The sequence below is a fragment of the Gelidibacter algens genome, from assembly GCF_001678675.1.
Lineage (GTDB): Bacteria > Bacteroidota > Bacteroidia > Flavobacteriales > Flavobacteriaceae > Gelidibacter > Gelidibacter algens.
In genome coordinates, this window is sequence record NZ_LZRN01000004.1 from 77,498 (window position 1) to 92,619 (window position 15,122).

A 15,122-nucleotide genomic window follows, 5' to 3' on the forward strand; every position below is an offset into this window, starting at 1 on the left:
GTATGAGAAAAGTGATATGGTGTTTCCTCTGCAGCCTAATATTATTGGGATGTAAAGAAGAGAATAATTTCGAAAAAATGGATGAGAAACAAGAAGCGCCTTTTGTTTGGGAAGGCGCCAATCTATATTTTTTGTTGACAGATCGTTTTAATAATGGGGATGCGTCCAACGATGTCAACTTTGATCGTACAAAAGAAACAGGTGAATTAAGAGGTTTTGAAGGCGGCGACTTAAAAGGTATCACAAAAAAGATAGAAGACGGGTATTTTTCAGACCTAGGTGTTAATGCCATTTGGATGACCCCAGTTGTGGAGCAAATTCATGGTGGTACTGATGAAGGTACTGGCGTAACTTATGCCTATCATGGCTATTGGACTAAAGATTGGACTGCTATTGATCCAAATTTTGGAACCAAGGAGGATTTAAAATCTTTGGTAAACGCCGCTCATAAAAAAGGGATACGGATTCTTTTGGATGCGGTTATCAATCATACAGGTCCGGTAACGCCTGTAGACCCTGTATGGCCGGAAGAATGGGTACGCACAGGCCCCACTTGCGATTATTCGTCCTACGATTCAACAATTACTTGTACGCTCGTCAAAAATCTGCCAGACATTAAAACAGAAAGTAATGAGGCCGTTGCATTGCCGCCACAGCTGGTTGAAAAATGGAAAGCTGAAGGGCGTTATGACCAAGAAGTGGCCGAGTTGGATGCCTTTTTTGAACGTACCGGACACCCAAGAGCGCCCCGATTTTATATCATAAAATGGCTGACAGACTATATTACCGAGTTCGGAATTGATGGCTACCGGGTAGATACAGTAAAACATACTGAAGAAAGCGTTTGGCAAGAATTTAAAACCGAAAGTGACTATGCTTTTAGTCAATATAAATCCAACAATCCAGATTTGGTGTTGGATGACAATGACTTTTATGTGGTAGGTGAGGTGTATGGTTACGGCATTTCAGCAGGGAAATCTTATGATTTGGGTGGAACATCCATCAATTATTTTGACAACGCTTTTAACAGTCTGATCAATTTTGAATTCAAGTATGATGCAGCAGAATTGGATTATGACGATCTTTTCAAAAAATATGATGAGGCACTGAATGATCCACTCAAAGGATATGGTGTTTTAAATTATTTGACCTCTCATGATGATGGGCAACCTTTTGATGCCTCAAGAGAAAAACCGTTTGAAACGGGTACAAAATTGTTGTTGGCTCCTGGTACCTCCCAAACCTATTATGGTGATGAATCGGCGAGGGATTTAATTATAGAAGCAACAATTGGTGATGCGACGTTGCGTTCTTTTATGAATTGGGATAGCATCGCTTCAAATCAAAACACAAAGTCAATTTTAAACCACTGGCAAAAATTGGGACAGTTCAGAAAGAACCATCCAGCGGTTGGTGCGGGTATTCATCAAATGATTACAGAAAGTCCGTATGTATTTTATAGAAGTTATACAATCACTGATTTTGAAGATCTGGTGGTTATAGGTCTCGATCTTCCTAAAGGTTCGAAGACATTAGAAGTAGGCAGAGTATTTGAAGATGGCACAACCTTGCGTGATGCGTATTCTGACCAAATTGTGGAGGTGAAAAATGGCCTTGTTGAAATAGACTCTGAATTTGACATCGTCCTTCTAGAGAAAAAATAATGTTAGCTCGGGTATGTTCTGATGGCTGCTACATTAACAGTCATCAGAATTGCTTCGAGAACAGTGTGCTTTATTGCTTATCGCCTATACCTTATTTGGAAGACAAACATGTACAGTATGGAATCAAATCCTAAACATAATAATCATACTGGTTATGCTGTGGTTTCATAATTGTGGTGCTGGCTGCTGGCTTTAAAACGTCATTTATAGTTGCATTTGGAGCAAATTTGAATGACACCGCAAAAGCGATTACTGAGATAATCATCCCGACCATAAAAATGGTATAGGTGACTCTTAAAATGCGATATTTTCTATCCAACACTTTTCCTAAAAAATAAAGGTCTTTTGTTAATGAGCTGTACACATAATCTTTATCTTTTAAAAGCTCATTGATGGCCCATTCAAAGTCTTCAAGTTTCATTTTATGGAAATTCCCAAAAAAGGTAAGGTTGACTTTTTTGTTCTCAACATCTTCTTTGGTGAATTCCCCACTGGTAATATTAGGACGCGTTGCAATAATGGATAGAATCATTGAAATGATACTGGAGAGCATTAATATAACAGTAGGTACAATTAAAAACTGATTGGCTGGGTTATCAAATTTTGAAAATAGTGTGGACAGCATCAACGAAATAATAATGGCATTGACTGATAATAGGATATTAGCCTTTGTATCTGCAATATCACTTAATTTAATATGGTTACGTAAGGCAGTTCTATAAAAAGATTGGATGGCGCGCTCCGGACTTGAGTCCTTTGCTTGTGCTTTCAGCTGAGCCTTCATTTGCTCTTTTTGACGTCTCTTTTTTTCTTTCTTTTTAGATTTGATAAGATCGGCTAAATTGTCCTCCTTCTGTTTTTGCCAATTTCTTAGGGCATAGTCTGTGTAAAATTGATGTTTTTGAGAAAGCACTTTAATGTTTTCAGCGAGCCATTCAGAGGCGGAATACGTTTTAATATCCTGTAACTCCAGTTCTTTTCTTAAAAACTCACTAGCTTCATTAAAATACTCTTTTCCAAAATGTGAGGCATCAGCATCTCTGATGACCTTTCCAAGATCTGTTCTCGGGACGTCCTTAAATTTTGTAGCCATGATACACTCATTCACGGCATCAATAATGTCTTTCTCTAGGTGCTGATCTTCTAAAAAAGTAGTGGCTATTTTAACACTTTCTTCTTCATGGCCCTCTCTCATTTTGGTATAGCCAGTATCATGGAGTAAGGCGGCAAGTTGAAGCACAGTGGAATTTTCAGTACTGATATCAGAATTTTCTGCGATCTCTTTCACGCTTCGCAACACACGCTGCGTATGTGTGAAATTATGGTAAAGAAAGGTATTGGGTAAGTCCTCCTTAAAAAGATTGAATACAAAGTCTTCAGTTTTTTTGATGATATCAGCCATAAATTTCTTAGTAAGAATTGGTGATACAAAGTACTAAAAAATAAATGGAGTATCTGAACACATTGGCTAGTATTTGTAATGCAAAACGTTAAAGGCCGACCAATTTCGTATTATAATTTTTAACTTTAAGAAAAATACTTGAAAGATATGCTTACATGGAAAAATGTTATGGATTTTGCTGTAAACGGAAATCCAAAACCCGATAAAAGAGTTGAAAAGTCAGATGCTGAATGGCGAGAACTATTAACCCCAGAACAATTTAAGATTGCCAGAGGTAAAGGAACGGAAGCCCCAGGAACTGGCGCGCTTTGTAGCGTATATGATGAAGGTCAGTATAATTGTGTGTGCTGTGATACGCCGCTTTTTGACTCCACAATAAAATTTAAATCGAGCTCAGGTTGGCCAAGTTTTACCCAACCTATTAAAGAAAATGCCATTAAATATGAAAAGGATACTGCATTTGGAATGGTCAGGGTAGAAGTGATGTGCAACATGTGTGATGCGCATTTAGGACATGTGTTTCCTGACGGACCAGAACCAAGCGGATTGCGCTATTGTGTCAATTCTGAGTCTATGACTCTGGACACCTCTAAAAAGGAGGTTTAATAAATTGGAACACAAATGATATCAAATAAAAATTTAGAAGTGGTGACCGTTGGCGGCGGCTGTTTTTGGTGCGTTGAAGCGGTTTTTAATGAAGTTAAAGGTGTAGAAAAAGTGGTGTCCGGTTACATGGGCGGAACTGTTCCTGGAACGCCTACCTACCGTGAGGTCTGTTCGGGTTTGACAGGACATGCTGAAGTGGTTCAGGTCACTTTTGATCCGTCAGTAATATCTCTTGAAGATGTATTGGTCGTTTTTATGACGAGCCATGATCCAACGACGTTGAACAGACAAGGAGGTGACGTTGGGACGCAATACCGCTCTGTCATTTATTATAACAATGATAAACAAAAGGCTTTTGCACACTTGGTGGCCAAGGAAATCGCGCCTTTTTATGAAAACCCAATCGTGACAGAGATCAGTCCAGTGGAAACGTTTCATAAAGCAGAAGATGATCATCAAAAATATTATGCCAATAACCAAACTGCTCCCTATTGCAGCGCTGTCATTACCCCTAAGTTGGCTAAGCTGCGAAAAATGCATGCAGACAAGTTGAAAAATGTGACTGTTTAATTGAATCAATAAACCTATGAAAGTTATACACGATAAAGACAACCATCAATTTACCATGGAGGTGGATGGTGAAATTGCTAAAGTGGACTACACGCTAAAAGACGGAAAAATGCATTTGGTGTATAGTGAAGTGCCATTCAATATCCGCGGACAAGGGATTGGTAAAGTATTGGTAGAAAAAACCTTTGAGAAATTGACCGAAGAAGGCTACCACGCTGTTGCGGTTTGTGGTTATATCAAATCTGTAGCCAAAAGAAGCGACAAATGGAATGCTATTATAGGATAAATGCCGAAGACAAAATAAATGAAGCTTAACATAAAAAACAAATTTACCACCCACTTACCCGCAGATGCAAATCTAGAAAATAGCAGAAGGCAGGTCACGGAAGCGTGTTTTTCTTACGTAACACCAAAACAAACATCCCATCCAGAATTGCTGCATGTATCACCAGAAATGCGCGACAATTTGGGCCTCACGGAAGACGATGTAACATCTGAAGAATTTTTAAAAGTGGTTACTGGCAATAAGGTATTAGAAAACACAACCCCTTATGCCATGTGCTATGCAGGCCATCAATTTGGGAATTGGGCAGGACAGTTGGGAGACGGCCGTGCCATTAATTTATTTGAGGTAGAACATAACAAGAAGAACTGGGTGGTGCAGTTGAAAGGCGCTGGAGAAACGCCCTATTCGCGCACTGCAGACGGGTTGGCAGTTTTGCGCTCTTCCATTCGGGAATATTTATGTAGTGAAGCCATGCACCATTTGGGTGTGCCCACAACAAGGGCATTGTCATTAGCTTTAACTGGTGATAAGGTTTTGCGGGACGTAATGTACAACGGCAATCCAGACTACGAAAAAGGAGCCATCGTGAGCAGAGTGTCACCAAGCTTCTTGAGATTTGGAAGTTATGAAGTTTTTGCAGCACGGCAAGATCATAAAAATTTAAAAACCGTAGTAGATTTTACCATACAGGAGCATTTTCCACATTTGGGAGCCCCTTCTAAAGCTACCTATATTCAGTTTTTTGATGAGGTTTGCACCCGTACTTTGGAGATGATCATTCATTGGCAACGTGTCGGATTTGTACATGGGGTGATGAATACTGATAATATGTCCATTTTGGGGTTGACCATTGATTATGGCCCTTATGGTTGGTTGGAAGGTTTTGATTTTGGCTGGACACCCAACACTACAGATAGCCAGCACAAACGCTATCGATACGGAAATCAGCCCAATATGGGACTTTGGAATTTGTACCAACTCGCCAATGCGCTTTATCCGTTAATTGAAGACGCAAAAGCCATGGAAGCCGTATTGGAAAAATACACGACCGATTTTGAGTTGCAATCCCTAAAGATGATGCGTTCCAAATTAGGCTTACAACTTGAGAATGCTTCAGATATATCGCTGGTAAAAGATCTAGAAGATGTATTGCAACTGACGGAAACCGATATGACTATTTTCTTTCGGAATTTGAGCAATTTTAAAAATGATAGTTCTTCCGACGGCCTAAGCATCGTTCAAGAAGCTTTTTATAATCCAACGGACCTTTCTGACAAAATCAGGCAGCAGTGGCATGGGTGGTTTGAACGCTACGCGGAAAGATTGCTCGCGGAATCCATCTTACACTCGGAAAGAAAGTCTGTAATGGACACTGTAAACCCCAAATACGTGCTGAGAAATTATATGGCACAGTTGGCCATTGATAAAGCTGACCATGGTGATTACACCCTGATTGATGAACTTTTTCAACTCTTGAAACACCCTTATGCTGAGCAACCAGAACATCAACAATGGTTTACAAAACGACCGGAATGGGCACGCCATAAAGTGGGCTGTTCCATGTTGTCCTGCAGTTCATAAAAGGACATAGTATCAATAAGCAAAGCCTTAAGCATCTTAAAATGACAGAGATTAAGGCATTAGATTTTATAAACAATTTTAAATTAATTTAAACACAAACGTATGAGCACTAATAAAAAAGCATATATAGCAGGCGGCTGTTTCTGGGGGATGGAAGATCTTTTCAGGGTACGTCCCGGTATCAAAGACACCGAGGTAGGATATATTGGCGGAGAAAATGAACATCCAACCTATAGAAGCCATCCTGGACATGCGGAAGGTATTGAAATCACCTATGATCCGACAGAAACCTCATTCAAACATATTTTGGATTATTTTTTTAGAATCCACAATCCTACAACCGTTGATAGACAAGGCAATGATGTTGGATCAAGCTACCGCTCAGCCATATTCTTTCAGAATGACGAAGAAAAAACGGAGGCGGAAGACATCATCAAAATTGTCAATGCTTCCCATAAGTGGGATGGTCAAGTTGCCACCACTTTAGAACCTTATTCCAAGTTTTGGGCAGCTGAGCCGGAGCACCAGGATTATTTGATAAAAAAGCCAAACGGGTACACCTGCCATTTTGAAAGATTTGATCAATCTTTTATTTGATTTTTTAGGCTCAAGATGATTTTTATTTGAGCTTGGGAACTTTTTCCTTTGCGACCGTAGCGTGAAATCTTTGCGACCCTGGCGGTAAATGAAAATATATATTTAATTTTTAAAAAAAAAACACTCATGAAAGCAATTTGGAACAACACAGTTATCGCAGAAAGTGACCAAACGGTCGTTATAGAAAATAACCATTATTTTCCGCATGACAGTATCAAAAAAGAATACTTTAACCCAAGTGAAACACACAGCTCCTGTCCGTGGAAAGGCAAAGCATCTTATTATACAATTGATGTCGAAGGGAAGCAAAATAAGGACGCCGCTTGGTATTATCCTGATGCTTCAGATCAGGCAAAAAGCATTAAAAATTATGTCGCTTTTTGGAAAGGGGTAGATGTCAAACAATAACTTGTTGTGACAAAAGAGTTGTCTAAAATAGCTTTCGGAGGAGGTTGTTCCCGTTCCGAGGCTTCGGAATCGGGAGTGCACAGAAGCTGTTTTTCAATCCTTAAAGCTGTTGAGAAAGTAGAACAGGGATATGTGGCTTCTACAAATGAAAATAGTGATTTTTCTGAAGCGGTTATCGTTCATTTTAATCGCAAATGCATCACGCTCCAAACCTTAGTTGAAATACATTTGTTGACGCACAATAGCAAGTCCAATCATTCCATGCGTAAAAAATACCGTTCCGCTATTTATACCTTCAATGAGGTTCAATTTGAGACTCTTGAGGGTTTACTCAGAGAATTTCAAAAGAAATTCAATGGAGAACTGATCACGCAAATATTGCCTTTTAAGGATTTTGAACCGTCGAGGGCGCAAATTACCAACTACTATTTTAAAAATCCTGAAAAACCTTTTTGCGAGACCTTTATCAATCCAAAACTGAAATTACTTTTAAATCAATTTTCAGGATTTGTTAACCAAAATAAAGTGGGCCATTTAAAAAATTAAACTTAATTTATTATGCAAAGTACAAAGCTCAACATCCAGAATGCTAAAGGGTATCAGTTGCAAGCGTATTTAGAGCTTCCAGCAAATCAAAAGCCTAATAACTATGCTATTTTTGCCCATTGTTTCACCTGTAACAGTACGTTAAAACCTGTCAAAAATATCAGTAGGGCATTGACCTCACATGGGTTTGCTGTGGTGCGGTTTGATTTTACAGGCTTGGGTAAAAGTGAAGGCGAATTTGCGGACAGTTATTTTTCAGCCAATGTTGAAGATCTATTGGCAGTTAGTGACTATTTGAAAGAACATTATGAGGCACCTTCCCTTCTTGTTGGTCATTCTTTAGGGGGCGCGGCTGTTATTGTTGCAGCGTCAAAGCTTGATAGTGTCAAGGCCATCGCCACTATTGGCGCGCCCGCAACGACAGCGCATGTGAAACAGCATTTTTCCCATCATGTTCAGGAAATTGCCCAAAAAGGAGATGTAGAGGTTAATATTGGAGGTAGGCCTTTTAAGATCAATCAAGAGTTTGTGGATGATTTTGATAAAACAGACTTACCTGAAGTAACCAAACAACTGCGTAAACCTATTTTAATCATGCATGCCCCTTTTGACAAGGTTGTGGGGATAGACAATGCTCATAAACTTTATAAAAGTGCGCACCATCCCAAGAGTTTTATCAGTTTAAATGATGCCGATCATTTATTGCTCAATGAAAAAGACAGCAGTTATGTTGGCAATATGATAGGCGCTTGGGTACAAGGCTATTTTGATACCAGTAACCATGATATTTTAGACACTGAAGGCGAGCAGTTGGTGGGTCATTTAAACTTATTGGAAGACAATTTTACGACATCCATACAAACCAAAAAACACAGTTTTGTTGCAGATGAACCAGAATCTTTTGGAGGTGATGATTTTGGACCTTCGCCTTATGATTACTTGAGTGCAGCCTTAGCCTCCTGCACTGCAATGACCTTAAAGCTTTACGCAGAACGGAAAAAATGGGATTTGCAAGAAGTGTTTGTGTACATCACATATTCTAAAAAACACAGTGAAGATTTGATGCGCGATTTGGATAAACCAACACGCTTTGACCATCTGTTAAAAAAGCTCAAATTGGTTGGGAATTTAGATGAATCCCAAAAAAACAAATTAAAAGAAATCGCCTCAAAATGTCCAGTCCATAAAACATTGCTCAGTGATATTGTTATAGAGACAGAAATCATTTCATAAAATATCTCTACATTCAATTTGAGATGTCTATGGAATAAATTAATTTGTAACTTCAATAAAAACAGCAGCAATTTCGATTTAAATTCGGTCATAAAAATCGTTCATAACTTAAAGTCAAGCCCAATTGACAAGAGGAAAATGAGACGTAAAAGAATCACGTTTGCTTTTCTTTTTTATGTATAATACAACTCCTGAAAGGTAATTAAAAACAAGTCAACAAGTAATGCATACGTTTATAAAACCCACCTTAATTCTTTTATCTGCCTTTTTGCTGAATGCCTGTGCGTCTTATCAATCCCAATATCTGGATAAAGCACATCAACAGAATATGTTTCCAGATAAAGAAGTGGACAAGGTGTTCTATTTGGTGGGAGATGCAGGTTTATCTCCCATCAATGGCATGTCTCAAGGGTTAACAGCGTTTCATAATTATATTTCTGAAAAAGATACAAAAGGAGATTACGCCTTGTTTTTGGGTGATAATATTTATCCTGCAGGACTTCCCCCAAAAGAGCATAGGTACCGTGAAGCTGCTGAAAATATGCTCAATGCCCAAGTGAAATCTGTAGAAAATTTCGAAGGTCAGAGCATCTTTATCCCTGGTAACCATGAATGGTATGCAGGTGGTGTCACTGGAGTGCGGAGAGAAGAACAATACATTAAAAAATCGCTTGATGAGAACAGCTTTTTTCCTGAAAATGGTTGTCCTCTTAAAAGTATTGCTGTGAGTGAAACCATTCAAATGATCATTATTGACAGCCAATGGTATCTTGAAAATTGGGATCACCATCCCACCATAAATGACGACTGCGTTATAAAAACTAGGGAACGTCTGCTGTTGGAATTAGAAAGTGAAATTAAAAATGCACAAGGCAAAACCATTGTGTTTGCAATGCATCATCCCATGTACACCAATGGCTCTCACGGGGGGCAATTTGCATTAGAAAAGCATTTATTTCCTATGCAGAAAAAAATTCCGATGCCTGGTTTGGCCTCATTGGTTGTTCAAATTAGAGCTCAGGGTGGTATTTCCATTCAAGACCGATATAATGAACTTTATAATGATTTGATGGATCGTTTGGAAAACTTAGCTACTGAAAACGGCAATATTATTTTTGTGTCGGGGCACGAGCATACCCTCCAGTACATTGACAATGGAAACGTCAAACAGATTGTGTCCGGCTCTGGCTCAAAATCAGGTGCTGTCAATTTAAAAAATAATGGTGTATTTGCTTACGGACTTCCAGGTTTTGCTGTCTTTACGGTGTTTGAGGATGGGAGTTCATGGGTGCAATATTTCGGTTCAGAAAATAATAAACCACATCTGTTATTTCAAAAAGAGGTTTACCCTCCAACAAAACTGTATGACCTTTCTGTAGTGCCTGACACATTTCCAAATGAGGTGGACGTCGCCATTTATTCAGAAGAAGAAACTGAAAAATCTTCCGTTTACAAATTGTTATTGGGAGAGGGCTACAGAAGTATTTATAGCAAACCTATCCGTGTTCCTGTTGCAACTTTAGATACCCTTTATGGCGGATTGGAAATAGTAAGTGAAGGCGGCGGTCATCAAACCAAAACGCTTCGACTCAAAACGAAAGATGGCCTTGAATTGAACATGAAGGCACTGCGCAAAGATGCCACACATTATTTGGAAAAGGTGCTTTCCAAAAACGCTTATGTGGTAGACGATTTTGAGCAAACAGAAATTGAAAGTCTCGTTTTGGATTTCTATACATCAGCACACCCGTATGCGTTTATGGCCATCCCTGAGTTGTCAGATGCTGCAAAAATATACCACACAAATCCAGAACTATTTTACATTCCCAAGCATAAATACTTGGGAGAGTACAATGCAGAGTATGGCGGTCAATTATACATGATTGAAGAGCGTCCCGAAGAAAATTATACTGACGAGCGTAATTTTGGTTATGCCGATGATATCCAAAGCACCTATGATATTATTGAAAAGGTGCGGGAAAACGAAACGTATAAGATTGACGAAAACGCCTATATCAGGGCGCGTTTGTTTGATATGTTAATTGGCGATTGGGACAGGCATCAAGATCAATGGCGCTGGGCTCAATTTAACCAGGAAAATGGGGAAAGAGTTTATAAGCCCATCCCAAGAGATAGAGATCAGGTGTTTTCGAACTTTGATGGCACGCTGCTGGATATTGTGAAAATTATCTCAGGATCTTCAAGACAGCTTCAAGTATATGATGAAAAACTTGCAGATATTAAATGGATGAACAGTGCTGGTGTAAAACTTGATCGTGTGCTGCTGCAACAATCCAATATGGAGGCGTGGCTAAAACAGGCCAAGTTTCTTGAGGAAAATATCACCGATGACGTTATAGAAAACGCATTTGACAAGGTGCCTATTGAAGTACAGGATAGCATCATCTCAGATATCAAAATAAAACTGAAAGGACGTCGTGGTAATTTACATGACATCGCCAAAAGGTATTACAACTACTTAAATGAATTGGTCGTGCTTACAGGAACAGATAAAGATGATTATTTTGAAATTACCAGACTTGGTAAGGATTTGACCCAGATAAAAATCTCTACACTAAAGGAGGGTGAAAAAAGTGAGCCATTCATTGATCGTATCTATGATAAAAAAGTGACCAAGGAGCTTTGGATTTATGGCTTGAATGATGATGATCAATTTGAAGTGAACGGGAAAGGTGATAATTTAATTTTTACACGAATCATCGGGGGTGAGGGTAATGACATCTATACTATTAAAGAGGGTAGAAGGATTAAGGTTTATGATCATAAATCTAAAGAAAATACAGTGCTTTCAAAAAACGGAGCACAAGTAAAATTTACAGATGTATACAATTTGAATGTCTTTAATTTTGAAAAAAACCGAACGGAATTTACAGTATTGACGCCCAATTTGAGTTTCAATCCAGATGACGGGATAGTATTGGGCGCTTCAGTGGTGTATACAATTAACGGATTTCAGCGCAATCCATTTTCTCAACAGCATGCCTTTGATGCCCAATATGCTTTTGATACCAGCGGTTTTAAATTGGATTATGAAGGTGAATTTGCCAATTTTTTTCTCGATTGGAATTTGAATGTTGGCGGCACCTATACCAATCAGTCTTATACCAATAACTTTTTCGGTTATGGCAATGAAACGGCTTATGACGCTGATAATTACAACTTTAATCGCGTCCGAAAAAGTATATATAGTGGGCACATTGGGATAGTTAAACGTTCAGCATTTGGCAGTGATTATGGTTTTAGGGCCATATTTGATGGCATTCAATTGGAGGATTCACCAGATCGGTTTATTACCACATTCCAACCAGAGAGTAATGAAGCGTTTTATGAGCGGAAATATTTTGGAGCGCTGGAAGCACAATATGACTATTTAAGTGCTGACAATAAGATGAATCCCACCAAGGGCATGTCTTTCAATTTGGATGTTGGCGCACGGACCAATCTTCAGGATGCTGACAACGTTTATGGGTATGTCAATTCTGATTTAGGTTTTTACAATGCCCTGACAAAAGATAAAACCTTGGTCCTTAAAACTGATGTACGTGCGCAATTCCGTTTTGGAAACGACTTTTTATTCTATCAGGCTGCAAATATTGGAGCCGATTCAGGATTGAGAGGGTATAGGGCCGAACGTTTTACAGGAAGGAATTCATTGGTGACAAGTGCTGACCTGCGTTATAGTTTTCCTGCAATCAGAACACGATTGTTACCGTTTCAAATTACTGTTTTTGGAGGAGGAGATCTTGGACGTGTTTGGCAACGGGGAGATTTTTCTGATAAATGGCATAATGATTATGGAGGCGGTGTGAGGATTACTGCAGCCAAAACACTCTCAGGAACATTCAATCTGTTTACTGGAGAAGACGGATCACGATTTTCATTTGGCTTAGGACTCAATTTTTAATGTCATCTTTGCCAATTAAGAACTAACATATGAAAAAGCAATTTTATAGCATCCTTGAATATATTATCAAATTAGAGAGCAATATTGCATTCTATCCCACCTTGATCAGCTTGATTGGCTTGTTATTTGCCTTCTTTATGTATTATTTAGAAAGTTTGGGCGTTTCTGCCTATTTGATTGAAAATGCTCCGGTGTTGGTCATTAATAATACAGAAACTGCAAGAAGCCTTTTGACCACCTTTATTGGAGGGTTGATATCAATCATGGTGTTTAGTTTTTCATTGGTGATGATTTTGCTCAATCAGGCGTCCAGCAATTTTTCACCGCGGATACTACCAGGCTTGATTTCCAACAGAAGACATCAAATTATTTTAGGAATTTATAATTCCTCACTGTTGTACTGTATATTTACTTTAGTGTCCATAACACCCCATGGCAATAAGTACCAACTTCCAGGATTTTCGGTGTTATTGGCCATCATTTTTATGACCTTGTGTTTAGGGGCATTTATTTATTTTATCCATTCCATATCACAGCAAATACAGGTTGGGACTATTATGGATAAGATCTTTAATAATGCTCATGATAGATTGAGCAGTTTGATTGAAAATGAAAAATCATACGAGGCCAAATTTCCAGATACTTCGGGTTGGAAAGTCGTAAATTCTAACGAATCAGGCTATTTTCAAGATAACAGCCTTAAATCATTGACCAGTTTTGCCAGGGAAAAAGAGGTTCAAATTGAAATTATACAAATTAAGGGCACCTATATTTTAAAAAACCTCCCATTGTTTAGATACTCTGGCGCTGAATTAGTTGAAGACGATGTTATTGAGGTTTTGGGTTATTTTAATTTTTCTCAAAATGAAATTGTTACTGAAAATTACGTTCTGGCCTTTAAGCAAATTACCGAAATAGCCGTGAAAGCCATGTCTCCCGGTATCAACGATCCTGGTACAGCAATCAACGCTATTGATTATATGACAGAATTGTTTGCGCTCCGCATGAAAAAAAGGGATAGTAGTTATTTGTTTGATGATGAGGATAACGATGACAATGCCATCGTTAGTATAAAAACGGTAAGTTTTGAAGTATTGATGTACAATGTAATGGCTGCCCTGCGCACCTACTGCAAACATGATATTATTGTGGTGCAAAAATTATTCATGATGCTCGATTATTTGTTGGATCATGCGGATGTTTCTGATCAGCTTTACAAAAAAACAATTGTAAAGGAAATTAGCACCTTGTATCAAGACGCCATTGCACATCAAAAAAATGAAGCTGATCTATCAATTATCAACCATCAAATGAATAAATTGAAAACGCTCAATCAATCAGATTATACGATTTAAAAGTCAGGATAGATTCAGATTTCATTGTCATTTAAATACCTTTAATAAGCTTAAAAAAAAATTATGCCATGACCAATGTTAAAGATTTAGTTGAGCTGCTTGCTTTAAAAGAAATCAATCCAACCCAGTTTGAAGGCTTTAGCAAAACAGTAGGAAGCCCAAATGTATTTGGTGGCCAGGTATTGGCCCAAGCCCTAAACGCCGCAACACGGACCATCACCAATAAACGTGTGCTCCACTCTATGCATTCGTACTTTTTGGAAGCAGGAGATCTGGAAGTGCCTATCACTTATACCGTCAACATTATAAGAGATGGTGGTAGTTTTTCAGTAAGACGTGTTACCGCTGATCAAAATGGAACGACTATTTTTATTCTTTCGGCATCATTTCAGAAACGCGAAGAAGGCTACAATCATCAAATTAAAATAAATGAGGATGTCAAACAGCCTGAAGAGTTGATGAGCTGGACGGAGGTATTGGAGCAATTTGGAGAGGTCATCCCGAAGAAAACAAAAGGGTTTTTGGCGGCCGAGCGTCCTATTGAGTTTAAGCCTGTTGAACTTGTTGATCCATTCAATAAAGTAGATTTGCCAGCGTTCACCAATGTGTGGTTCAAGCTAAAAGGGGATACTTCGCAATTGGATTTGGCAACAAAACAGCAAATTCTCACTTATATTTCAGACTATAATATTCTGGCTGCAGCCATGAACCGCCATGCCAGTAAAGCCCATTGGGGCAATACCCAAACCGCAAGTTTAGACCATTCCATGTGGTATTTTAGGGATTTTGATTTTGATGACTGGTTGTTATACGCCATCGAATCTCCAAATGCGTCAGGTGCTCGCGGATTTGCGAAAGGAAACATTTTTACCCGAGACGGACAACTTGTGGCTTCAGTAGCGCAAGAAGGATTGATGAGACCAAGGTAGAAATCCCAATAAAAAACGGC

Annotated in this window: 13 protein-coding genes; 12 read left to right on the forward strand and 1 reads right to left on the reverse strand. The window is 38.8% G+C overall.

Going from position 1 to position 15,122, the window contains the following annotated elements:
- Nucleotides 1-2 precede the first annotated feature (2 nt).
- Nucleotides 3-1,664: an alpha-amylase family glycosyl hydrolase gene (locus A9996_RS02835; RefSeq protein ID WP_066430663.1), complete on the forward strand. Its 1,662-nt coding sequence runs from the start codon at nucleotides 3-5 to the stop codon at nucleotides 1,662-1,664.
- Between the two features lie 130 nt (nucleotides 1,665-1,794).
- Here the strand turns inward: A9996_RS02835 and A9996_RS02840 are convergent, their stop codons facing one another.
- The gene (locus A9996_RS02840; RefSeq protein WP_066430665.1) at nucleotides 1,795-3,066 is read right to left on the reverse strand and encodes a Pycsar system effector family protein; all 1,272 of its coding nucleotides are present in this window, start codon (nucleotides 3,064-3,066) and stop codon (nucleotides 1,795-1,797) included.
- Nucleotides 3,067-3,213: 147 nt separating this feature from the next.
- On the opposite strand from A9996_RS02840, the gene msrB reads away from it, so the two are divergent.
- From msrB to A9996_RS02895, 11 genes are all read left to right on the forward strand, one after another.
- Nucleotides 3,214-3,672 carry a peptide-methionine (R)-S-oxide reductase MsrB gene (gene msrB, locus A9996_RS02845; protein WP_066430667.1) on the forward strand — a complete coding sequence of 153 codons (459 nt, stop codon included), beginning with the start codon at nucleotides 3,214-3,216 and terminating at the stop codon, nucleotides 3,670-3,672.
- Between the two features lie 18 nt (nucleotides 3,673-3,690).
- A complete protein-coding gene (msrA, locus tag A9996_RS02850; protein WP_211272625.1) occupies nucleotides 3,691-4,242 on the forward strand; it encodes a peptide-methionine (S)-S-oxide reductase MsrA in 552 nt (183 codons plus the stop codon).
- Nucleotides 4,243-4,258: 16 nt separating this feature from the next.
- Nucleotides 4,259-4,528, forward strand: coding sequence for a GNAT family N-acetyltransferase (locus A9996_RS02855; protein WP_066430670.1), 270 nt, complete (start codon nucleotides 4,259-4,261; stop codon nucleotides 4,526-4,528).
- 18 nt (nucleotides 4,529-4,546) lie between these two features.
- Nucleotides 4,547-6,109 (forward strand): protein adenylyltransferase SelO, encoded by a 1,563-nt coding sequence (locus A9996_RS02860; RefSeq protein ID WP_066430671.1) that lies wholly within the window; start codon nucleotides 4,547-4,549, stop codon nucleotides 6,107-6,109.
- Nucleotides 6,110-6,211: 102 nt separating this feature from the next.
- Nucleotides 6,212-6,706, forward strand: coding sequence for a peptide-methionine (S)-S-oxide reductase MsrA (msrA, locus tag A9996_RS02865; RefSeq protein WP_066430672.1), 495 nt, complete (start codon nucleotides 6,212-6,214; stop codon nucleotides 6,704-6,706).
- 126 nt (nucleotides 6,707-6,832) lie between these two features.
- On the forward strand, nucleotides 6,833-7,114 hold the full coding sequence (locus A9996_RS02870; RefSeq protein ID WP_066430674.1) for a DUF427 domain-containing protein: 282 nt from the start codon (nucleotides 6,833-6,835) through the stop codon (nucleotides 7,112-7,114).
- A gap of 6 nt (nucleotides 7,115-7,120) precedes the next feature.
- Complete coding sequence (locus tag A9996_RS02875) at nucleotides 7,121-7,660, forward strand: peptide-methionine (S)-S-oxide reductase (protein WP_083993825.1); 540 nt, start codon at nucleotides 7,121-7,123, stop codon at nucleotides 7,658-7,660.
- A gap of 12 nt (nucleotides 7,661-7,672) precedes the next feature.
- Nucleotides 7,673-8,893, forward strand: coding sequence for a bifunctional alpha/beta hydrolase/OsmC family protein (locus tag A9996_RS02880; protein WP_066430679.1), 1,221 nt, complete (start codon nucleotides 7,673-7,675; stop codon nucleotides 8,891-8,893).
- A 223-nt stretch (nucleotides 8,894-9,116) separates the two neighbouring features.
- Entirely contained in the window at nucleotides 9,117-12,818 is a 3,702-nt protein-coding gene (locus tag A9996_RS02885) for a metallophosphoesterase (protein WP_066430684.1), read from the forward strand.
- 29 nt (nucleotides 12,819-12,847) lie between these two features.
- Nucleotides 12,848-14,173 carry a DUF2254 domain-containing protein gene (locus tag A9996_RS02890; RefSeq protein WP_066430685.1) on the forward strand — a complete coding sequence of 442 codons (1,326 nt, stop codon included), beginning with the start codon at nucleotides 12,848-12,850 and terminating at the stop codon, nucleotides 14,171-14,173.
- Between the two features lie 68 nt (nucleotides 14,174-14,241).
- Nucleotides 14,242-15,102: an acyl-CoA thioesterase gene (locus A9996_RS02895; RefSeq protein ID WP_066430686.1), complete on the forward strand. Its 861-nt coding sequence runs from the start codon at nucleotides 14,242-14,244 to the stop codon at nucleotides 15,100-15,102.
- Nucleotides 15,103-15,122: the final 20 nt, after the last annotated feature.